This is a genomic window from Pseudomonas fluorescens Q2-87, assembly GCF_000281895.1.
Lineage (GTDB): Bacteria > Pseudomonadota > Gammaproteobacteria > Pseudomonadales > Pseudomonadaceae > Aquipseudomonas > Aquipseudomonas fluorescens_S.
Genome location: NZ_CM001558.1, coordinates 5,718,114 through 5,738,450, shown reverse-complemented (window position 1 = coordinate 5,738,450; position 20,337 = coordinate 5,718,114). Strand labels below are relative to the sequence as shown.

At 62.0% G+C, this 20,337-nt stretch carries 18 protein-coding genes and 1 riboswitch; of the genes, 12 read left to right on the top strand and 6 right to left on the bottom strand.

Annotated elements, in window-relative coordinates:
- Nucleotides 1–72: 72 nt before the first annotated feature.
- The 4 genes from PFLQ2_RS02535 to PFLQ2_RS02550 form a co-directional block, all read right to left on the bottom strand.
- On the bottom strand, nt 73–1,038 hold the full coding sequence (locus tag PFLQ2_RS02535; protein WP_003186493.1) for a hypothetical protein: 966 nt from the start codon (nt 1,036–1,038) through the stop codon (nt 73–75).
- 34 nt (nt 1,039–1,072) lie between these two features.
- Nucleotides 1,073–1,885: an aldo/keto reductase gene (locus tag PFLQ2_RS02540; protein ID WP_003186491.1), complete on the bottom strand. Its 813-nt coding sequence runs from the start codon at nt 1,883–1,885 to the stop codon at nt 1,073–1,075.
- Nucleotides 1,882–3,057: an NAD(P)/FAD-dependent oxidoreductase gene (locus tag PFLQ2_RS02545; protein ID WP_003186490.1), complete on the bottom strand. Its 1,176-nt coding sequence runs from the start codon at nt 3,055–3,057 to the stop codon at nt 1,882–1,884. The genes PFLQ2_RS02540 and PFLQ2_RS02545 overlap by 4 nt, the downstream gene beginning before the upstream one ends.
- Nucleotides 3,058–3,278: 221 nt before the next feature.
- Nucleotides 3,279–3,611 carry a DMT family transporter gene (locus tag PFLQ2_RS02550; RefSeq protein ID WP_003186488.1) on the bottom strand — a complete coding sequence of 111 codons (333 nt, stop codon included), beginning with the start codon at nt 3,609–3,611 and terminating at the stop codon, nt 3,279–3,281.
- Nucleotides 3,612–3,714: 103 nt separating this feature from the next.
- On the opposite strand from PFLQ2_RS02550, the gene PFLQ2_RS02555 reads away from it, so the two are divergent.
- Nucleotides 3,715–4,605 carry a LysR family transcriptional regulator gene (locus PFLQ2_RS02555; RefSeq protein WP_003186486.1) on the top strand — a complete coding sequence of 297 codons (891 nt, stop codon included), beginning with the start codon at nt 3,715–3,717 and terminating at the stop codon, nt 4,603–4,605.
- Between the two features lie 22 nt (nt 4,606–4,627).
- Nucleotides 4,628–5,902, top strand: a complete 1,275-nt coding sequence (waaA, locus tag PFLQ2_RS02560) for a lipid IV(A) 3-deoxy-D-manno-octulosonic acid transferase (RefSeq protein WP_003186485.1) — start codon at nt 4,628–4,630, stop codon at nt 5,900–5,902.
- 147 nt (nt 5,903–6,049) lie between these two features.
- On the opposite strand, the gene PFLQ2_RS02565 is transcribed toward waaA, so the two are convergent.
- Nucleotides 6,050–7,489 carry a TolC family outer membrane protein gene (locus PFLQ2_RS02565; RefSeq protein ID WP_003186483.1) on the bottom strand — a complete coding sequence of 480 codons (1,440 nt, stop codon included), beginning with the start codon at nt 7,487–7,489 and terminating at the stop codon, nt 6,050–6,052.
- 157 nt (nt 7,490–7,646) lie between these two features.
- Nucleotides 7,647–7,752, top strand: a riboswitch (TPP riboswitch).
- Nucleotides 7,753–7,927: 175 nt separating this feature from the next.
- Here PFLQ2_RS02565 and thiC point away from each other — a divergent pair.
- Both thiC and cytX read left to right on the top strand, forming a co-directional pair.
- Complete coding sequence (gene thiC, locus PFLQ2_RS02570; RefSeq protein WP_003186482.1) at nt 7,928–9,817, top strand: phosphomethylpyrimidine synthase ThiC; 1,890 nt, start codon at nt 7,928–7,930, stop codon at nt 9,815–9,817.
- Nucleotides 9,818–9,988: 171 nt separating this feature from the next.
- Complete coding sequence (gene cytX, locus PFLQ2_RS02575; RefSeq protein ID WP_003186477.1) at nt 9,989–11,281, top strand: putative hydroxymethylpyrimidine transporter CytX; 1,293 nt, start codon at nt 9,989–9,991, stop codon at nt 11,279–11,281.
- On the opposite strand, the gene PFLQ2_RS02580 is transcribed toward cytX, so the two are convergent.
- Nucleotides 11,250–11,996: a DUF3298 domain-containing protein gene (locus PFLQ2_RS02580; RefSeq protein WP_003186475.1), complete on the bottom strand. Its 747-nt coding sequence runs from the start codon at nt 11,994–11,996 to the stop codon at nt 11,250–11,252. The two genes, cytX and PFLQ2_RS02580, sit on opposite strands and share 32 nt — an antisense overlap.
- A 213-nt stretch (nt 11,997–12,209) precedes the next feature.
- On the opposite strand from PFLQ2_RS02580, the gene PFLQ2_RS02585 reads away from it, so the two are divergent.
- From PFLQ2_RS02585 to PFLQ2_RS02620, 8 genes are all read left to right on the top strand, one after another.
- Nucleotides 12,210–12,827 (top strand): NUDIX domain-containing protein, encoded by a 618-nt coding sequence (locus tag PFLQ2_RS02585; protein ID WP_003186473.1) that lies wholly within the window; start codon nt 12,210–12,212, stop codon nt 12,825–12,827.
- Nucleotides 12,818–13,270: a DUF1249 domain-containing protein gene (locus tag PFLQ2_RS02590; RefSeq protein WP_003186471.1), complete on the top strand. Its 453-nt coding sequence runs from the start codon at nt 12,818–12,820 to the stop codon at nt 13,268–13,270. Before PFLQ2_RS02585 ends, PFLQ2_RS02590 begins: the two co-directional genes overlap by 10 nt.
- A 123-nt stretch (nt 13,271–13,393) precedes the next feature.
- Nucleotides 13,394–14,209 (top strand): 3',5'-cyclic-AMP phosphodiesterase, encoded by an 816-nt coding sequence (gene cpdA, locus PFLQ2_RS02595; protein ID WP_003186469.1) that lies wholly within the window; start codon nt 13,394–13,396, stop codon nt 14,207–14,209.
- Nucleotides 14,210–15,400: 1,191 nt separating this feature from the next.
- Nucleotides 15,401–15,760, top strand: a complete 360-nt coding sequence (locus tag PFLQ2_RS02600; protein WP_003186467.1) for a DUF6124 family protein — start codon at nt 15,401–15,403, stop codon at nt 15,758–15,760.
- A 515-nt stretch (nt 15,761–16,275) separates the two neighbouring features.
- Entirely contained in the window at nt 16,276–16,884 is a 609-nt protein-coding gene (locus PFLQ2_RS02605; protein ID WP_003186465.1) for a YqiA/YcfP family alpha/beta fold hydrolase, read from the top strand.
- A 41-nt stretch (nt 16,885–16,925) separates the two neighbouring features.
- On the top strand, nt 16,926–18,830 hold the full coding sequence (gene parE, locus PFLQ2_RS02610) for a DNA topoisomerase IV subunit B (protein WP_003186463.1): 1,905 nt from the start codon (nt 16,926–16,928) through the stop codon (nt 18,828–18,830).
- Nucleotides 18,830–19,816 carry an esterase-like activity of phytase family protein gene (locus tag PFLQ2_RS02615; RefSeq protein ID WP_003186461.1) on the top strand — a complete coding sequence of 329 codons (987 nt, stop codon included), beginning with the start codon at nt 18,830–18,832 and terminating at the stop codon, nt 19,814–19,816. Before parE ends, PFLQ2_RS02615 begins: the two co-directional genes overlap by 1 nt.
- Nucleotides 19,817–19,851: 35 nt before the next feature.
- A complete protein-coding gene (locus tag PFLQ2_RS02620; protein WP_050551608.1) occupies nt 19,852–20,331 on the top strand; it encodes a retropepsin-like aspartic protease family protein in 480 nt (159 codons plus the stop codon).
- Nucleotides 20,332–20,337: the final 6 nt, after the last annotated feature.

Here is a 20,337-nt window from a genome sequence, read left to right as displayed (position 1 = left end):
CCATAAAAAGGCTTGCTGCGCAACCCAGCGGGAACAAGCTCCCTCGCCACAACAGCGTTCCAATTGCTGTAACTAGCGAGCCACCTTGCGCGGCACGATCTTCTTGAGCAATTGCCGGGCCTTGCCCTTGAGTCGGGTCAGGCCCGATTCCTTGCCTGGCGGCGTCAACCCTTGCTGGCGCAGCCAGTCCTTCCAGCGAATTCGCTCGTCACGCACCAGCCAGCCTTCCTGCCTGGCGAAACTTTCCGCCAGGTACAGCCCGCGCGTGCTGGCCGGATACAGTTGATCCTTTTTCAAGGTATATAGCTCGGGAAGGGGTTGCCCATCATGCAACGGCATTAGATAAAGATCAGGGCGTTTGCGGTCCAAGCGTGCCACCAACTGATCGCCCTCAAGTCGCTCATCGACATGAAACAGGCTCAGGGACTTGGCTTCCTTGGGCACATCAAGGCGCAAGTCGTAGATCAGTTGCAGTGACGCCGTCGGCAGGTGCACGTAGGCCCGTGGCCGCTCGATCAATTGCAGATTGGCGCTGCGAACGGGGCGGGCCGAGCCCGACAGCGGCGTCAGGCGAAAGGGCAAGGCTTCGCGATAATGCAGCGCCGTGGCGTAGGGTGCCGGTAGCCAAGTGTCGTTGAAGCGTCCGCCGAGCCAGCCTTCCGGGGTTTCCAGCAGGCACTCTTCAGCGATTTCATTGATGGCGGTGAGCAGCGGCAGGTTCAGTTCATGGGCCGGGACGTAGCCGGAAATCAACTTGAGCACCACATCGCCACGGTCCTGTCGGCGTTGGCGCACCAGTACCCAATAGTCGCGATTTTGCCAATGTAGGGTCAGGCGCACCGAGACGCCCAGGTTGGCGAGCTCCAGCGAGAAACGCTCAGCATCGGCGACGGCCACGGGACGGCGGCGCTGCAATGTTTGCGCAAAGTTAAGCGGCATCCCGACGCTCTGATAAGTCAGGCCTTCGGGCGTCGCTTCGACGAACAGGGGCAGGGTCTTGAAGTTGCTTGGATTTTTTCTGATGAGCGTACGCGGCATGTCGGCTCCTTCCTTAATGCCGCGCAAAGCGGCGTCAGTTATTACGCAGGACCTTGGCTACGGTCGCGACGTTATGGGCGAGGTGCAGCGGATTAATGGTGCCGACAATAGCACTGGCAACCCCGGGATGCTCAAACAACAGTTCGAAGCTGGCGCGAACCGGGTCTACCCCGGGGCTCAGGCAGGCGTGACCGCTGGCCAAGGCTTTTTTCACCAGGATCGCCTTGCCGTGTTCGACAGCGTAGTCAATGACAGCTTTCTCGCTTCGTTCGTTCAGATTGTAGGTGACCATCGCGCAGTCGCCTTGCTCCAAGGCTCTGAGACCGCCTTCGACGGTCTTGCCGGAGAAGCCGAAGCCGCCGATCTTGCCCTCACGCTTGAGCGCGGCCAATGTCGGGTAGACTTCGCTGTCGTTGAGGATCGCCAGATCATTGCCGTCAGAGTGCACCAGCACCAGGTCGATATAGTCCGTTTCCAGGCGCTTGAGGCTGCGTTCCACCGAGACTCGGGTATGAGCGGCGCTGAAATCGTGACGCGACTCGCCGTTGCTGAACTCTTCCCCGACCTTGCTGACAATCACCCAGTCCTGGCGCTGGCCGCGCAGCAGCGGGCCAAGACGCTCCTCGCTGCGGCCATAGGCCGGCGCGGTGTCGATCAGGTTGATGCCCAGGTCGCGCGCCAGCTTGAGCAGCATGCGCGCTTCATCGTCATCGGGAATGCGGAAGCCGTTGGGGTATTTGACACCCTGGTCGCGGCCGAGCTTGACGGTACCCAGGCCGAGTGGGGAGACCCACGGGCCGTTAGGGCTCAGCGGACGATGAAGGTCGTGCAGGGTCGGTTGGCTCATGGCAGTAATTGATCCCAGGCAGGCACACCCATGGGCGGCTTCGGCAACTCGGGGAGTGGTGTCGGATGGCTGGGCTGGATGCCGTCGCGTTGCAGCGCACTGAACACCCGATCGGCGAAATCCGGGGCCAAGGCCAGTTTGGTCGGCCAACCCACCAACAGGCGATCCTGCTCGGCGAGAAAGGCGTTGTCCGGGCGCGTCAGGCCCGATTGCAAGGGCTCGGCGCGATCGACTCGCAGCGTGGCCCACTGCGCGGTGCTCAGGTCTATCCAAGGCAGTAATTGGCCCAGCTCTTTCTGCGCGGCGGCAATCTGTGCGGCAGGCTCGCGGGCCACAGCGTCACCTTCGGCGAGATCGCCACCCAGGTACCAGACCCATTGGCCGTCGGCGGCCGGGTGAGTGGTCACGGTGACGCGCGGCTTCGGCCCGCCGCCCAGGCAATGGGCATAGAGCGGCTTGAGGCTCGGCCCCTTGACCAGGACCATGTGCAGCGGCCGGCGTTGCATGGCCGGCTGGTCCAGGCCCAGGGCGTCGAGCAGGTCGGCAGTACCGCCACCGGCGCTGAGGACAATGCGCTGGGCACGGATCTCGCGGCCGTCCACGTTCAGCCCGGTCAGCTCGCCGCCTTCGCGCAGTGGTTCGATGTGTTGTCCGGCCAGCAGGCTGTCGCCAGCCAGTTCCGCCAGGCGAGCGATCAGGCTGGGGACATCTACCACCAATTCGGCCAAGCGATAAACCTTGCCCTTGAAGCGCTTGTCTTGCAGGGCTGGCGGCAGTTGCTCGCCCTTGACCTGATCGACCCGCCCGCGCACGGCTTTGCTGGCGAAAAAGCTGGTCAGGTTGCCAGCCAGGGTGCCGGGGGACCAGAGGTAATGGGCATCGGAGAGCATGCGCACGCCGGACAGGTCCAGCTCACCGTCGCCCTTCAGGGCTTCGCGCCAGCGGCGGGGCATGTCGGCGATGGCTTCCGAGGCACCGGTCAGGGCGCCATGCAAGGCGTATTTGGCGCCGCCATGGATGATGCCCTGGGATTTGACGCTCTGCCCACCACCGAGGGTGGCGCTTTCCACCAGCACGGTCGAAAAACCCTGGCGACGCAGGCGTGCGTTCAACCAGAGGCCGGCGACTCCGGCGCCGACAATCAGGACGTCGGTGGAAATAACGGATGGCATGCGGCGACCTCAGTGTTCTAGACGAGGGCGCAGTATACAGACTCGATGCTATTGGGATTTGCTGGCGATCAACGTCGGCAGCTGGCGAGGAAAGCTTTGTGGCGAGGAAGCTTGCTCCCGCTTGGGTGCGAAGCGCCCATTAAAGATGGGGTTGCTGCGCAACCCAGCGGGAGCAAGCTCCCTCGCCACACATGTGTTCCAACACGATGATCGGTGTGTTCTCAGTGTCCAGCGGTCTTGGAAAACAGCTGGATCACCACCACTCCAAGAACAATCAACGCCATCCCCAGCATCGCCGGCACGTCCAGCTTCTGCCCGTAGATGAACAGCGCAGCCACGCTGACCATGACAATTCCCATTCCCGCCCAGACCGCATACGCGACGCCTACTGGAACAGTGCGCACCACCAGGGTGAGCATCCAGAACGCGATGCCATAACCGGCGATGACGAGCAGCAAGGGCAGGGGTGTGCTCAAGCCTTTGATCGCTTTCATCGAAACGGTGGCGATCACTTCGGCGCAGATTGCGATGCCCAGGTAGTAGTAAGCGTTCATAGGCCGTTCCTCGTTGAATGTGCCGTCTTTCGTGTCGCTTATTTTAGAGTGATCCCAGATGCGGTAAAGTCATTACCTATCTGTTTATGAGATAGGTCGCGCCATGAATGTTCAATGGAATCTGGAGCAACTGCGGCTGTTCGTCGGTGTCGCCGAAAAACGTTCGTTTTCGGCCGTCGCCCGGGATCAGCGCAAGGCTCAATCGGCCATCAGCAGCGGTATTGCCTTGTTGGAAACCGATCTGGGTGTAAGCCTGTTCGAGCGCAGCAGCGGCCGTCAGCCCAAGCTCACCGATGCAGGCGAAGCCCTGCTGGAAGAAGCCAAGGAAGTGCTGCGCCAGTGCGAGCGCCTCAACGGTCGCGCCCTGGCCCTGATGCGTGGACAGGAAGCGTCGCTGCGCTTGGCCCAGGACGAAGCCATGCCCTATCAACCCGTGATCGACAGCCTGGCGGCGCTGGCCGAGCGATTCCCCACCCTCGAAGTGCAACTGGCCAGCGCCGCCCAGGGCGATGTGGCGCGCAAACTGGTGGAGCGTCGCGCTGATCTGGGGTTGCTGTTCTATCACGACCAGATTCCCGAGGCGCTGGAGCGCCGGGTGTTGGGCAGCGTCGAGATGGTCACGGTGTGCGGCAGGCAGCATCCGTTGGCAAACCATGGTTATGTGACCTGCCTGGAAATGGCCCGGCACCGGCAGTTGTTAATGGCAACCCAGTCCAGCGTCTATCCCGGCAGTGAGCAGGCCAGCCCGCAGGTCTGGCGGGCCGACAGTTTCTACGTGCTGGCCGAATGGCTTCGGTGTGGCTTGGGCTGGGCCTGGCTGCCGCGGCATGTGGTGCAATACCCGGCGTACCTGGGCGATATGGTCGAGCTCAAGAGCGAATGGACCCCGCCGGCCCTGGTGGTGGAACTGGTCTGGCGCCGCGACGAGCCCCTGGGCCCGGCCGCACGCTGGCTGGCGGAACGTTTTGCGGTGCAGTTGCAGGCGCTCGGTTGAAAAACCGATAAACTCCGCCGCCATGAACAGAACTCTCTATAGCGCGTTGTTTTATCTGGGGCTGCCACTGGTAGCGATTCGGCTGTGGCTGCGGGCTCGCAAGGCGCCGGCTTATGCCCGGCGCATCGGCGAACGTTTTTCCTGGGGACTGCCGAGCCTGGTACCGGGCGGGATCTGGGTCCACTCGGTGTCGGTGGGCGAGAGCATTGCCGCCGCGCCGATGATTCGTGCCTTGCTGCAACGGTATCCACAGCTGCCGATCACCGTCACTTGCATGACGCCCACCGGCTCGGAGCGGATCCAGGCGCTGTTCGCCGACGAGCCGCGCATCCAGCATTGTTATCTGCCTTACGATTTGCCTTGCGCCGCCAAGCGTTTCCTCGACCGGGCTCGTCCGATCCTGGCGGTGATCATGGAAACCGAACTGTGGCCCAACCACATCCACCAATGCGCCCGGCGTGGCATTCCCGTGGCCTTGGCCAACGCGCGGCTGTCGGAGCGCTCGGCCCGTGGTTATGCGCGATTCCCCAAACTGACCCGGCCGATGCTCGCCGAGATGAGCCTGTTCGCCGTGCAGACCGAAGCTGAAGCCGAGCGCTTTCGCCAGTTGGGTGCCCGGGCGGAAACCGTCGAGGTCACCGGTTCGATCAAGTTCGACCTGACCATCGACCCGCAATTGCTCGAAAGCGCCAGTGCCTTGCGTCGTCAGTGGCAAGCCACGGAGCGCCCGGTGTGGATCGCCGCCAGCACCCATGAAGGCGAGGACGAAGTGGTGCTGGCTGCCCACCGTCGGCTGCTCGACAGCTATCCCGATGCGTTGCTGATTCTGGTGCCGCGGCACCCCGAGCGCTTCGACTCCGTATACCAGCTCTGTGAGGGGCAAGGTTTCGCCACGGTCCGGCGGTCCAGCGCACAACCGGTCGGTGTCCAGGCTTCGGTATTGCTGGGCGACACCATGGGCGAACTGCTGTTTCTCTACGCCCTGGCCGACAGCGCTTTTGTCGGTGGCAGCCTGGTGCCCAACGGTGGGCACAATTTGCTGGAGCCGGCGGCGCTGGCAAAACCGGTGCTCAGTGGGCCGCACCTGTTCAACTTCCTCGAAATCGCCGCCCAGTTGCGCGCCGCCGGTGCGTTGCAGGAAGTCGAGGATGCCGAAAGCCTGGCCCTGGCGATACAACGCCTGTTCGAACTGCCCCGCGATGCCCAGCGCATGGCCGAGGCGGGCTTGAAGGTGATGCGCACCAATCAGGGGGCGCTGCAGCGCTTGCTGGAGGGGTTGGGGCGGCTGATCGATTGAGCTTTTGTGGCGAGGGAGCTTGCTCCCGCTCGGCTGCGAAGCGGCCGTAAAACCGGCATCGCGGTTCTGGCTGGCAGAGCGCGGTGACTGGTTTTGGGCCTGCTTCGCAGGCCAGCGGGAGCAAGCTCCCTCACCACAAGGGTGTCGTTATTGTGCCGGCCGCGAGCGCAACTGCGCGGCCGCGGCCTGGGCCAGGTCCGGCGGGAGGAAGTCGCGGTCCGGGTTGTAGTCGGGCTTGAGGTAGCGCGACAGATCCTGCAAATCGGCCGGGCTCAGGGTGCCGGCGGCCTGCTTGAGGCGTAGGTTGTCGAGGATGTAGTCGTAGCGGGCGTTGTTGTAGTTGCGCACCGAGGTGTACAGCTGACGCTGTGCATCGAGCACATCGACGATGTTGCGGGTACCTACCTGGTAGCCGATTTCCGTGGCCTCCACCGCGCTCTGGTTGGAGATGATCGACTGGCGCCGGGCCTGGACCTGCTCCACATCGGTGTTCACCGCACGGTGCAGGTTGCGGGTGTTTTCCACCACTTGGCGGCGCAGGCCTTCGCGCTGCTGTTCGGTCTGGGTGAGCTGCGAGTAGGATTCGCGCACTTGGGAACTGGTCAATCCGCCGCTGTAGATCGGGATACTCAGTTGCAAGCCAATGGTGCGTTGCTCGGCATCGCCACCGTAGCGCTGCCCGGTAGGGTTCGGGTTGGTGAAGCCGAGGCCGTCGTTGTCGCCTTTTTTATACTGCGCGATCGCATCGAGGGTCGGTGCATGGCCGGCCTTGCGTTGGCGCAGGGTGTCTTCGGCGGCGTCGACGGCGTAGTTGCTGGCCAGCAGATTCAGGTTCTGCTTGGCTGCCGTGTCGACCCAAGCCTTGGCGTCGTTCGGTGTCGGCGCCAGGATCGGCAGGGTGTGGACAATCCCCTGGAGCGAGTTGTACTGACGGTTGGTCAGGGTGATCAGTGCTTCGAACGCATCCTCCACCTGGCGCTGGGCGAGGATCCGGTTGGCCCGTGCGGTGTCGTAGCTGGCCTGGGACTGCAACACGTCGGTCTTGTCCGACAGGCCTACGTCGAAGCGCTCATTGGACTGGTCGAGCTGGCGCTTGAATGCGGCTTCCTCGGCCTTGGTCGAGGCCAGGTTGTCCTGGCTGCGCAGCACATTGAAATAACTCTCGGCGCTTTGCAGGATCATGTTCTGTTCGGTAGCCGACAGCTGCAGCGACGCTTGTTCGTTGACGGATTTGGCTGCCTGGAGCTGGAACCAGCGGTCGGCGCGGAAAATCGGTTGGGACAACGTGGCCTGGTAAACCGTGGAGCTGCGGGTGGCGGTCAGGGCCGGTTGGTCGAGCTCGGTACGGGTGTTGTTCAGGTCGGCACCGCCTGAAATATTGGGCAGCAAACCGGCACGCGCCTGGGGCACGACTTCCTTCTGGGCGCCGTACTGGGCGCGGGCAGCAGCCAGGTCGGCGTTGTTATCCACGGCCTCCTGATAAACGCTCACCAGGTCGGTTTTGGTGGATAACGGAGCTTCGGCAGCCCAAGCCATTCCATTGGACGCACAAGACACGGCAAGGGCCAGTGAGAGTTTGCGCAACATGAGGCGATCCCTACGTTCAAAGATAAAGGCGCAATACAGGCGCGCGGCGTAGCGAGTGTAGTTGCGTGCAGGCACGGCAACAATCCTGCATATGCGCCATTCATCAAGCCTTTTGCCCGGACGATGGCGTTCTGCGCCGGTTGTGTCTAGACTGGCCGGGTTCTTGTCGGGGTGCCTTGCTATGAGGCTGAGATCGAATAATTTCGGATCCCGTTGAACCTGATCAGGTTAACGCCTGCGTAGGGAACAAGATTTCTCGTCACCCGGCGAGTCCTCTTGTGCTTCGTCCGGGATGTTGTTCGACCATCGACTTTCGATCTTCGAACATGTTCGAGCAGCAAGCACAGCGTCCGCACTTTCGTGCTGGGACGCGTCCATTCGTTACAGGTTCGCTCCGACAAAAATCCACTGCCTGGATGTGTGTCTGGAGAGCCCGTGATGACGACAAAATCAAAAAACGCGACCAACCTCAGTGATTCGGCCCAGGTCGATGAGCAATCGGTTCAGCCCTTTACCCGCTCGCAAAAAATCTATGTCCAGGGCAGCCGCCCGGATATCCGCGTGCCCATGCGCGAAATCAGCCTCGACGTGACGCCTACCGACTTCGGCGGCGAGATCAACGCGCCGGTGGTGGTGTACGACACTTCCGGCCCCTACACCGACCCGAACGTGAGCATCGACGTGCGCAAGGGCCTGGCCGACGTGCGCTCGCCGTGGATCGAAGCCCGTGGCGACACTGAGCGCCTGGCGGGCCTGAGTTCCAATTTCGGCCAGGAGCGCCTGGCCGATCCCGAACTGACCAAGCTGCGTTTCGCCCATGTGAACAACCCGCGGCGTGCCAAGCCGGGCGCCAACGTCAGCCAGATGCATTACGCGCGCAAAGGCATCATCACCGCCGAGATGGAATACGTCGCCATCCGCGAAAACATGAAGCTGGAAGTGGCCCGCGCCGCCGGCCTGCTGGACCAGCAACACGCCGGCCACAGCTTCGGCGCCAGCGTGCCGAAGATCATCACTCCGGAATTCGTGCGTGACGAAATCGCCCGTGGCCGCGCGATCATTCCGGCCAACATCAACCACACCGAACTGGAACCGATGATCATCGGCCGTAACTTCCTGGTGAAGATCAACGGCAACATCGGCAACAGCGCCCTGGGCTCGTCCATCGAAGAAGAAGTGGCGAAACTGACCTGGGGCATCCGCTGGGGCTCGGACACGGTCATGGACCTGTCGACCGGCAAGCATATCCACGAAACCCGCGAGTGGATTATCCGCAACTCGCCGGTACCGATTGGCACCGTGCCGATCTACCAAGCCCTGGAAAAAGTCGGCGGCGCGGCCGAAGACCTGACTTGGGAGCTGTTTCGCGACACGCTGATCGAACAGGCCGAGCAGGGTGTCGACTACTTCACCATCCACGCCGGCGTGCTGCTGCGCTATGTGCCGCTGACCGCCAAGCGCGTCACCGGCATCGTCAGCCGGGGTGGTTCGATCATGGCCAAGTGGTGCCTGGCGCACCATAAGGAAAACTTCCTCTACACCCACTTCGAAGACATCTGCGAAATCATGAAGGCCTACGACGTCAGCTTCTCGCTGGGCGATGGCCTGCGTCCGGGCTCGATTGCCGACGCCAACGACGAAGCGCAGTTCGGTGAGCTGGAAACCCTCGGCGAGCTGACCAAGATCGCCTGGAAGCACGACGTGCAGTGCATGATCGAAGGCCCGGGCCACGTGCCGATGCAGTTGATCAAAGAGAACATGGACAAGCAGCTGGAGTGCTGCGACGAAGCGCCGTTCTACACCCTCGGCCCACTGACCACCGACATCGCGCCGGGCTACGACCACATCACCTCCGGCATCGGTGCGGCGATGATCGGCTGGTTCGGTTGCGCCATGCTTTGCTACGTGACTCCGAAAGAACACTTGGGGCTGCCGAACAAGGATGACGTCAAGACCGGGATCATTACCTACAAGATTGCTGCCCACGCGGCCGACTTGGCCAAAGGTCACCCCGGCGCGCAGATCCGCGACAATGCCTTGAGCAAGGCGCGCTTCGAATTCCGTTGGGAAGACCAGTTCAACCTCGGCCTGGACCCGGATACCGCCCGCTCGTACCACGACGAAACCCTGCCGAAGGACTCGGCCAAGGTCGCGCATTTCTGCTCGATGTGCGGGCCGAAATTCTGCTCGATGAAAATCACCCAGGAAGTGCGCGAGTACGCGGCTAATCAGCGCATTGAAACGGTGGACGTGGACGTCGCCCAGGGTTTGGCGGAGCAGGCTGAGCGGTTCAAGCAGGAAGGTAGCCAGCTTTACAAGAAAGTGTGATGTGAGCCCAAGGTGGCGGTGACTTCACCGCCGCCTTCGCGAGCAAGCCCGCTCCCACAGTAGATCGTTGGTGTACGCAGCTTTTGTGTTCACAGCAGGTCCATTGTGGGAGCGGGCTTGCTCGCGAAGGCGATCATCAAAACAACAAAATATTCCTCTGAGATAACACTCTTGAACATCCAACCCAGCACCTATTCCCCGGACACCGCGGTCCCCCTGGACAAACGGGTCTTCGGCGCCCGCGATCTGTTTTCCCTGTGGTTCTCCCTTGGCATCGGCCTGATGGTCTTGCAGGTTGGCGCCTTGCTCGCGCCGGGCCTGGGCCTGAGCGGTTCGTTGCTGGCGATTTTCCTCGGCACCCTGGTAGGCGTTTTGCTGCTGGCGGCCGTCGGCGTGATTGGCAGCGACACCGGCCTGTCGGCCATGGCCGCCCTCAAGCTCAGCCTAGGCGCCAAGGGCGCGAGCGTGCCGGCGATATTGAACCTGCTGCAACTGATCGGCTGGGGCTCGTTCGAAATCATCGTCATGCGTGATGCGGCCAGCCTGCTCGGTGCCCGAGCCTTCAGCGAAGGCAGCCTGGGGTCGAATCCGTTGCTGTGGACGTTGTTTTTCGGCGGCCTGGCGACCTTGCTCGCGGTCAGCGGGCCGCTGACGTTCGTGCGCAAGGTCCTGCGCAAGTGGGGCATCTGGTTGCTGCTGGCGGCGTGCCTCTGGCTGACCTGGAATCTATTCGCCAAGGCTGACCTGGCCGCATTGTGGGCTCAGGCGGGCGATGGCTCGATGCCGCTGGCGGTGGGGTTTGATATCGCCATTGCCATGCCGCTGTCGTGGTTACCGCTGATTGCCGACTATTCACGCTTCGGCAGACGCGCGAAAAACGTCTTTGGCGGTACTGCCGTTGGGTTTTTCATCGGTAACTTCTGGCTGATGAGCCTGGGCGTGGCGTACACCCTGGCGTTCGCGCCGAGCGGTGAAGTCAACGCGCTGCTGCTGGCCCTGGCTGGCGCCGGGTTGGGCATTCCGTTGCTGCTGATTCTGCTGGATGAGTCGGAAAATGCTTTCGCCGACATTCATTCGGCGGCGGTATCGAGCGGCATGCTGTCCGGGCTGAAGGTCGAGCACCTGGCCTTGGCGATCGGCGTTATCTGCACGTTGATCGCGTGCTTCGCACCGTTGGCCCAGTACCAGAACTTCCTGTTGCTGATCGGCTCGGTGTTCGCGCCGCTGTTCGGCGTGGTGCTGGTGGACCATTTCATCTTGCGCAAGCGCAGCAGCCAGGTGGTGTCGGCTGCGTTGCGCTGGCCGGCACTGTTGGCCTGGCTGGGTGGGGTGAGCACTTATCACCTGCTGGCCAACCTCTATCCGGACGTCGGCGCTACCCTGCCGTCGCTGGTCCTGGCAGGGTTGCTGCAGTTGTTGCTGGGCCGGGCCTTCAGCTACGGCCGGGGAACAGCTCGGGCTTGAGAATGCCATTGAGGCGTGGGTAAGCGATCTTCAGTTCGATGTGGCCCAACGCGTATGGCGCGATGGTACTCACTTCGTACTTGAGGATCACCCCGCCGTAAGTCAGCGCCACATGCGGAGTCTTCTGGAAGGACCACTGTTTCAAGAACTCGGGTTCCTGATCCAGCTTGGTGCTGATCAGCCAACTATTGTGGGCAACCTGGGCGGCTTTCCAGAAGGCCTCTTCCTGGCCCGGCAGCAGCATGTCCGACAGGGTCAGCACCTTATGCTGCTGGCGCGAATAGTTGATGAAACCACGCCCCGGCGTACCGTGGGCGCCGCCGGTGTCCAGGTAGCTGGACACTTCGATGATCACCAAGCCGTCATGCTGCTCGCGTACCTTGGCCTGCAAATAGCTGCTGTTGCGCGGCGCTGCGTTGCGCAGAAACTGTTCGCGATAGGCCGAAAGCGTTGGCGCCGTCGGTGCGTCCGGGGTGGTGCGGGTCAGTTGCAGCAGGCGTTTTTCGACAATGCCGTCCAGTGCGGGCTCGGTGGGAAAATGCAAGGTATCGATGTTGACCAGCGGGCAGTCGGCACTGGCGCAGCCGGGCTGCAACTGCTCAGAAGCATCGCGAGTGGTCTCGAGCGGGGCGCGATAGTTGGGTTGGAACAGGCTTTGGCAAGCACCCAGGGTCAGGGCAATGGCGGCCACGGAGACAGTTTTGAAAAGCGACATGGGCGTCCTTCATGAAACAGGGAAAGGCGAAAAGTTACCCGCTTCGACTGTCAGCAGGGCAATCAGTTCGCCACTAAGCTCATTAGAGTGATTTTGAGCGCAGCCGTCCATCCTGATGAAGGGAAAGGGGCTGCATCAAACGGTACGAGCGCGTTAGGATGGCGCGAAGCCGAGGTTGGAACCTCGTATTGATCCATTGCAACGAGGACTGTCATGACCGACTTCACCAACGCCACGCCGAGCACCGTGGACATCGTCAAGCGCGAGAACTGCTTCCAGGGTTTCTACAAGCTCGACCGCGTCCACCTGCGTCATGAATTGTTCGCCGGTGGCATGAGCCGTGAAATCAGGCGTGAACTGTTCGTGCGCCATGACGCGGTGTGCGTGCTGCCCTACGATCCGCAGCGCGATGAAGTGGTGTTGATCGAGCAGTTTCGCGTGGGCGCCATGGGCAAGACGACCAACCCTTGGCTGGTGGAACTGGTGGCCGGCCTGATCGATAAGGACGAGCAACCGGAAGAAGTTGCTCATCGCGAAGCGCAGGAGGAAGCTGGGCTTGTCTTTGCTGCGCTCTGGCCGATGACCCAATATTTTCCATCGCCGGGCGGCAGCGATGAGTTCGTCCATTTGTTCCTGGGGCGTTGCGACAGCACGGGGGCCGGCGGTCTGCATGGCCTGGAGGAAGAAGCCGAAGACATTCGGGTGAAGGTCTGGGCTTTCGAAGATGCCTTGCAAGCTGTACGCGACGGACGTATCTGCAACGCGGCCAGCATTATTGCCTTGCAATGGCTGGCCTTGAACCGCGATGAAGTGAGGGGGCTATGGTCCTGAACAAGCTGCGCGATCGTTATCGCGTCGATCTGGTGGGGCTGCAGGCGGCCTGTGAGGCCAACTACGCCCGCCTGATGCGCTTGTTGCCGGACATGCGCAACGACCCGGCGCCGCGCCGCATCGCCGTGACCCATGGCGACCAGATGCTCGGCGTGCTAGCCCTCGAAGTGCTGCAGACCTGCCCCTACACCACCACCTTGCAAGTGCGCCAGGAGCACAGCCTGCCCTGGTTGCCGGTGCCGCAACTGGAAGTTCAGGTCTATCACGATGCGCGCATGGCCGAAGTCGTCAGCGCCGAACATGCACGACGCTTTCGTGGCATCTATCCTTACCCCAATGCGTCGATGCACCAGCCGGACGAAAAGGCCCAGTTGAACCTGTTCCTCGGCGAGTGGCTGAGTCATTGTCTGGCGCTGGGGCATGAGTTCGAAGTCGTTCGGTAGTTGTCTTTCAAATACTGGACCCTGGTTGTGAACCGGTTCCGGTTCGCGGGTTTCCCCTTTCGATCTTCCCCAGCATAATTGCGGCTTCATCCAATGGCGTGAGTGCGCCTGGGAGAGAGCGATTTGCCGAACGAATCCATCCTGACCACTGCTGATGCTGCGCTGTTGGTTCAACTGTCCGACAGCCACCTGTTCGCCGAGGCCGACGGGTCGTTGCTGGGCATGAACACCCGTGACAGCCTGCGCTCGGTGATTGACCTGGTGCTCAATCAGCAGCCGAACATCGACTTGATACTTGCCACTGGGGATTTATCCCAGGACGGAACGTTGGAGTCTTATCAGGCGTTTCGGCAGATGAGTGGGCGAATCGATGCGCCCGCACGTTGGATTCCGGGTAACCATGATGAGCCGCAGGTCATGCTGGAGGCGGCGGTCAAGAGCACCTTGCTCGAGCCGGTGGTGGACATTGGCAACTGGCGAATCACGCTGCTGGATTCTGCCGTGCCGGGTTCGGTTCCCGGTTTTTTGGCTGAGGAACAGTTGATTCTGTTGGCCAATGCCTTGAGCGAGGCGCCGGAGCGTCATCATCTGGTTTGTCTGCATCATCATCCGGTGTCGATTGGGTGTGCGTGGATGGAGCCCATTGGGTTGCGTAATCCTGAGGCGTTGTTTGCGGTGCTGGATCGGTTTCCTCAGGTGCGGGCGGTGTTGTGGGGGCATGTGCATCAGGAGGTTGACCAGGTGCGCGGGGGCGTTCGGTTGTTGGCTTCGCCTTCGACTTGTATTCAGTTTGAGCCTGGGAGTGAGGATTTTGCGGTGGGCTCGCAGGCGCCTGGGTATCGGTGGTTGCGGCTTTGGCCGGATGGGCGGTTGGAGACGGGGGTTGAGCGGGTGGTTGGGTTTGCTTTTACTCCGGACTATGAGTCCGACGGGTACTGAGGTTTGGTTGAGTACATATCCATTTCTGCGGTAACGGCTACTTATGGTTCCGCCCTTACGGCGTCTCACTTTTGAGAAGCGCAAAAGTAAGCAAAACGCTTTATGCCCCACCACTTGGTGCCTCGCCTAGGCTCGGCATGCCCTCACTCCGGCATTGCTCCGTGGGCCCGCCGCGAAGGGCCATCCATGGCCCAGCGCAGCTATCCCGGCATCCATGCCGGGATGCCCACTCCACAATGCCTGCGTTCGGCCAGCGTGGTTAACGGGGCGCCGAGATCAACGTCCGCCGCGAGGCGGCCTGAGAGCCGGCCTGGCTCTTTTGTCGTACTCCGATCCCATTGTGGGAGCGGGCTTGCTCGCGAAGACGGCCTTACAACCGACCTGGTTCTATGGTCGTACCCCGACCCCATTGTGGGAGCGAGCCTGCTCGCGATGGCGGCCTGATTGAGTACATATCCATTTCTGCGGTAACGGCTACTTATGGTTCCGCCCTGACGGCGGGTCACTTTCGAAAAGCGCGAAAGTAACCAAAGCGCTTTTGCCCCACCACTTGGTGCCTCGCCTAGGCTCGGCATGCCCTCACTCCGGCATTGCTCCGTGGGGCCCGCCGCGAAGGGCCATCCATGGCCCAGCGCGGCTATCCCGGCATCCATGCCGGGATGCCCACTGCGCAATGCCTGCGTTCGGCCAGCGTGGTTAACGGGGCGCCGAAATCAACGTCCGCCGCGAGGCGGCCTGAGAGCCGGCCTGGCTCTTTTGTCGTACTCCGATCCCATTGTGGGAGCTGGCTTGCTCGCGAAGACGGCCTTACAGCCGACCTGGTTCTATGGTCGTACCCCGACCCCATTGTGGGAGCGAGCCTGCTCGCGAAGACGGCGGCACATGCAATGCTGATGCAAACTGACCCACCGCTTTCGCGAGCAAGCCCGCTCCCACAGTGGATCGCTGGTGTACACAGACCTTGTGTTACAGGAGGTCCATTGTGGGAGCGAGCTTGCTCGCGATGGCGGCCTGACAGCCGGCCAGATTTGTGGGAGTGGTCCGACATTCGAGCAGACTTTTCCGACGAGCTCTGGCGGTTGCCGGGTGGGAAGGGCTGTCGCTAATCTTTTTCCGTCGCTGCAAATTCAGCGGCCAGGCCTGGAAACCTGAAAAAAAGGGGCTTTATTTCAATCTTAATGGAGCGCCAACATGTATGAAGATAACTCTGGGCCAACAAAAAACGATTCCATCTCTTCCGATGCCAGCCAGATTTCCCCGAAGCTTGATGAAGCCGCCAAACGCGCCATCGACCACTATCTCGACCCCAAACCTCAAGCCAAAAAGAAACAGCCCTCAGGTCAACTGTTCACCGTCGTGAACGGCGTCGACACCGAAAGCCTACTGGCCAACCTCAGCGAAACCTTGGCTTCAGCCGACGCCATGGTCAGCGACCTTGCCTTCGACCTGGAAGGCTCGCGACGCCATGTTGCCCTTGGCATTCAGCAACTGATCGAGCTGGGCGCTTTATTGGCAAATCGGATGCTGGACAACGTCAACACACAACCCTGACCACACCGCGCGCAAAAGCGAGCAAGCCCGCTCCCACTGGAGAAACGCGATCACCCTAAACCAGGCCGGCTCTCAGGCCGCCTCGCGTCGGACGTTGATTTCAGCGCCCCATTAACCACGCTGGCCGAACGCAGGCATTGTGGAGTGGGCATCCCGGCATGGATGCCGGGATAGCTGCGCTGGGCCATGGATGGCCCTTCGCAGCGGGCCCACGGAGCAATGCCGGAGTGAGGGCACACCGAGCCTAGGCGAGGTGCCGAGTGGTGGGGCATGAAGCGCTTTGGTTACTTTCGCGCTTTTCGAAAGTGACCCGCCGTCAGGGCGGAACCCTAAGTGGCCGTTACCGCAGAAATGGATATGTACCCAATCCAGCTGTAGGGGGCCGCTTCGCGCCCCAACGGGGATAAATCCCCTCGCCACAGGGTTTTGTGTTGTCTTGTATGAACAGATCACCCCCAAACCCCCATAAACTCCCTGTAAACTCCGGCCTTTGCCCAACACCCAGGGAGTCGGCAATGTCGGGTTCTATCCTTTATATCCACGGCTTCAACAGCGCCCCAGCCTCGACCAAGGCCCGCCAGCTAATCGACGTAATGGCGCAACTGGGCCTGAGCGACCACCTACAAGTTCCAGCCCTGCACCACCATCCCCGCCAAGCCATCGGTCAGCTGGAACAGGCGATTGCACAACTGGATCGGCCGCTGCTAGTCGGCAGCTCGCTCGGCGGCTACTATGCCACTCACTTGGCCGAACGCCACGGCCTCAAGGCCCTGCTGATCAACCCTGCTGTCAGCCCGCATCGCATGTTCGACGGCTACCTGGGCACGCAGAAGAATTTGTACACCGACGAAACCTGGGAACTGACCCACGACCACGTCACGGCCCTGGCCGAACTGGAAGTGCCGGCGCCCCGGGATTCGCAGCGGTATCAGGTATGGTTGCAAACCGGGGACGAAACGCTGGATTATCGCCACGCCCAGCAGTATTACCGCGCTTGTGCCTTGCGCATCCAGGCTGGCGGCGACCACAGTTTCCAAGGGTTTGCCCAGCAGTTGCCGGCGCTGCTGAGTTTTGCCGGTATTGGCGCCGATTTGTACCAGGCGATCGACTTCACGTCGCTGTGAGCCATCGCCCCTTTTTCATTGAACACTGACGACGAGACCCCATGGCCACTCCCAGCGCTAGCTCTTATAACGCAGACGCCATCGAAGTCCTCTCGGGCCTCGACCCGGTGCGCAAGCGCCCCGGCATGTACACCGACACCAGTCGGCCGAACCACCTCGCCCAGGAAGTCATCGACAACAGTGTCGACGAAGCCTTGGCCGGGCATGCGAAGTCGGTGCAGGTCATCCTGCACGCCGACCATTCCCTGGAAGTCAGCGACGATGGCCGCGGCATGCCGGTGGACATTCACCCTGAAGAGGGCGTGTCGGGCGTCGAGCTGATTCTTACCAAGCTCCACGCCGGCGGTAAGTTTTCCAACAAGAACTATCAGTTCTCCGGCGGTTTGCACGGGGTGGGTATTTCCGTGGTCAACGCCTTGTCGACCCAGGTCCGGGTGCGGGTCAAGCGTGACGGCAACGAATACCAGATGACGTTCGCCGACGGCTACAAGGCCACCGAGCTGGAAGTGGTCGGCACCGTCGGCAAGCGCAACACCGGGACCAGCGTGTATTTCGCGCCGGACCCGAAGTACTTCGATTCGCCGAAGTTCTCCGTCAGTCGCCTCAAGCATGTGCTCAAGGCCAAGGCCGTGTTGTGCCCGGGGCTGCTGGTCAGTTTCGAGGACAAGGCCACCGGCGAGAAAGTCGAGTGGCATTACGAAGACGGCCTGCGCTCTTACCTGGTGGACGCGGTCAACGGTTTCGAACGCCTGCCCGACGAGCCGTTCTGCGGCAGCCTGGCCGGTAACAAGGAAGCCGTGGATTGGGCGTTGTTGTGGCTGCCCGAAGGTGGCGAAAGTGTCCAGGAAAGCTACGTCAACCTGATCCCCACGGCCCAGGGCGGCACCCACGTCAACGGCTTGCGCCAGGGGCTGCTGGATGCCATGCGTGAGTTCTGCGAGTTCCGCAACTTGCTGCCCCGTGGCGTGAAGCTGGCGCCGGAAGACGTCTGGGAACGCATTGCGTTCGTGCTGTCGATGAAGATGCAGGAGCCACAGTTCTCCGGCCAGACCAAGGAGCGCCTGTCGTCCCGTGAGGCGGCGGCGTTTGTTTCCGGAGTGGTCAAGGACGCGTTCAGCCTTTGGCTCAACGCCAACCCGGAAACCGGCCTGGCCCTGGCGGAGCTGGCGATCAACAACGCCGGCCGTCGGCTCAAGGCCAGCAAGAAGGTCGAGCGCAAGCGCATCACCCAGGGGCCGGCCTTGCCGGGCAAGCTCGCCGATTGCGCCGGGCAGGACCCGATGCGTTCCGAGCTGTTCCTGGTGGAAGGTGACTCCGCCGGCGGCTCGGCCAAGCAGGCGCGGGACAAGGAGTTCCAAGCGATCCTGCCGCTGCGGGGCAAGATCCTCAACACCTGGGAAGTGGACGGCAGTGAAGTGCTGGCCAGCCAGGAAGTGCATAACATCGCCGTCGCCATCGGGGTCGACCCGGGCGCCGAAGACATGAGTCAACTGCGCTACGGCAAGATCTGCATTCTCGCCGACGCCGACTCCGACGGCTTGCACATCGCCACGTTGCTCTGCGCCTTGTTCGTCCAGCATTTCCGTCCGCTGGTGGATGCCGGTCACGTCTACGTCGCGATGCCGCCGCTCTACCGGATCGACCTGGGCAAGGAAATCTACTACGCCCTCGACGAAGCCGAGCGCGATGGCATCCTCGACCGCCTGGTGGCCGAGAAGAAGCGCGGCAAGCCCCAGGTCACCCGATTCAAGGGCCTGGGCGAAATGAACCCGCCGCAGCTGCGCGAAACCACCATGGACCCCAACACCCGTCGCCTGGTGCAGTTGACCCTGGATGATTTTGAAGCGACCTCGGAAATGATGGACATGCTGCTGGCGAAGAAACGCGCCGGCGACCGCAAGTCCTGGCTGGAGTCCAAAGGTGACCTGGCCGAGGTGCTGGCCTGATGCGCAACGGTTTCGCCCTGGCGTTATTGCTGTGGGCGGGGGTGGTAGTCGCCGGGCCCGCGCCTGAGTTGAAGTTGCTGTCCGAGCACGCCGTGGATGGCATGCGCGGCGGCAACCTGTCCGGGCTGGCGCTGTGCGGCGGCGAAATGTGGACGGTGTCCGATCGCGACGATGACCGAATTTATCGCCTCGCGCTTTCCGATGCGCCGGTCTGGCAGGCCGACGTGGTGGATATCGACGTTCCGGCGGTGCCCGACAATGGTTTGCCCTGGGGCTTGCGCTCCCGGACTTGGGCCGCTTCGTTCCTGCGCGGTGGCGAGTTGGATTTCGAGGGCATCAGTTGTGACAGCGCCGGCAATCGCTATGTGGTCAGCGAGTCGCATGCCGCGGTGTTGCAAGTGGCGCCGACAGGCGAGGCATCGTGGTTGAAAATCGCCCCGACGTTGATTCGCCAGGCCCGGGCCAGCGGTATGTTGCTGCATTTCAATGCTCTGTTCGAAGGCTTGGCGATCAACCCGGCCGGCGACCAGCTGTGGCTGGCGGCCGAGCGCGAACGTCGTGGGCTGCTGCTGATCAAGCGCCAGCAAACGGTGTGGGACTGCGAGGGCAATTGCGTGTTGCTGAGCGAAGCGGGGCTGGAGATGCAGCCGGCGCAGTTCCCCAAGGCCAAGGCGGTTTCGCGGGATTTCGCCGATCTGTCGTTGTTCGATGGCAAGCTATTTACCCTGGAACGCAACGCTTTTCAGATCTGTCGGCGTGATCCGCAGACCGCTCAAGTGGAGCGGTGTTGGTCGTTCGCCGCCGAGGCGTTGCAGGACAATCGCCGCTACTCGCAGGCCTACGGGCTGGCCGAAGCGCTGGTGGTGGACGCCACAGGCGCCTGGATCGGCCTGGACAACAACGACGGCGCCCGCGCCGACGGCGAAACGCGGCCGATCATCTGGCGCTTCGCCGCGCCGGACGGTGGCTGGAGCGCCTCGCCGTGAGCCAGCCGCCGGGCAAGCGTGCCGGCCGGGTGCTGATGATTGTGGCCTGGTGTGCGGCGTTGTTCCTGGCTACACGATTCTTTGCTCAATGGGAGCAGCGTCAGCAGAACCCGAATGCCCAGGTGTATTCGCAAAGAGGCGAAGGATTTATCGAGGTAAAGCTGGTCGGCAATAAACAAGGGCATTTTGTTGCCAGCGGCCAGATCAATGGCCAACCGGTGGATTTCATGCTCGACACGGGGGCCACCGACGTGGCAATTCCGGTGGAGCTGGCCGAGCGCCTCAAGCTGGAAAAAGGTTTCGGCGTGACATTGAGTACCGCCAACGGTTTGAGCGAGGGCTATCGCACCCGCATCGACCGGTTGCAATTGGGTGACATCGTGTTGCGCGATGTCCGTGCCCTGGTGGCGCCAGGCCTGGGCGGCACGCAAGTGCTGCTGGGCATGAGCGCCCTGAACAAACTTGAATTTACCCAGCGCGACGGCACCATGCTGCTGCGCCAGACAACGAACTGATGAGGC

Bases quoted from the DNA above. Each gene is read 5' to 3' on its own strand.
- PFLQ2_RS02540 (WP_003186491.1), bottom strand. From the start codon at position 1,885: ATGAGCCAACCGACCCTGCACGACCTTCATCGTCCGCTGAGCCCTAAC.
- PFLQ2_RS02605 (WP_003186465.1), top strand. From the start codon at position 16,276: ATGTCGGGTTCTATCCTTTATATCCACGGCTTCAACAGCGCCCCAGCC.
- waaA (WP_003186485.1), top strand. From the start codon at position 4,628: ATGAACAGAACTCTCTATAGCGCGTTGTTTTATCTGGGGCTGCCACTG.
- PFLQ2_RS02535 (WP_003186493.1), bottom strand. From the start codon at position 1,038: ATGCCGCGTACGCTCATCAGAAAAAATCCAAGCAACTTCAAGACCCTG.
- parE (WP_003186463.1), top strand. From the start codon at position 16,926: ATGGCCACTCCCAGCGCTAGCTCTTATAACGCAGACGCCATCGAAGTC.
- PFLQ2_RS02555 (WP_003186486.1), top strand. From the start codon at position 3,715: ATGAATGTTCAATGGAATCTGGAGCAACTGCGGCTGTTCGTCGGTGTC.
- PFLQ2_RS02545 (WP_003186490.1), bottom strand. From the start codon at position 3,057: ATGCCATCCGTTATTTCCACCGACGTCCTGATTGTCGGCGCCGGAGTC.
- PFLQ2_RS02550 (WP_003186488.1), bottom strand. From the start codon at position 3,611: ATGAACGCTTACTACTACCTGGGCATCGCAATCTGCGCCGAAGTGATC.
- PFLQ2_RS02580 (WP_003186475.1), bottom strand. From the start codon at position 11,996: ATGTCGCTTTTCAAAACTGTCTCCGTGGCCGCCATTGCCCTGACCCTG.
- PFLQ2_RS02585 (WP_003186473.1), top strand. From the start codon at position 12,210: ATGACCGACTTCACCAACGCCACGCCGAGCACCGTGGACATCGTCAAG.
- PFLQ2_RS02620 (WP_050551608.1), top strand. From the start codon at position 19,852: ATGATTGTGGCCTGGTGTGCGGCGTTGTTCCTGGCTACACGATTCTTT.
- PFLQ2_RS02565 (WP_003186483.1), bottom strand. From the start codon at position 7,489: ATGTTGCGCAAACTCTCACTGGCCCTTGCCGTGTCTTGTGCGTCCAAT.
- PFLQ2_RS02615 (WP_003186461.1), top strand. From the start codon at position 18,830: ATGCGCAACGGTTTCGCCCTGGCGTTATTGCTGTGGGCGGGGGTGGTA.
- PFLQ2_RS02590 (WP_003186471.1), top strand. From the start codon at position 12,818: ATGGTCCTGAACAAGCTGCGCGATCGTTATCGCGTCGATCTGGTGGGG.
- PFLQ2_RS02600 (WP_003186467.1), top strand. From the start codon at position 15,401: ATGTATGAAGATAACTCTGGGCCAACAAAAAACGATTCCATCTCTTCC.
- thiC (WP_003186482.1), top strand. From the start codon at position 7,928: ATGACGACAAAATCAAAAAACGCGACCAACCTCAGTGATTCGGCCCAG.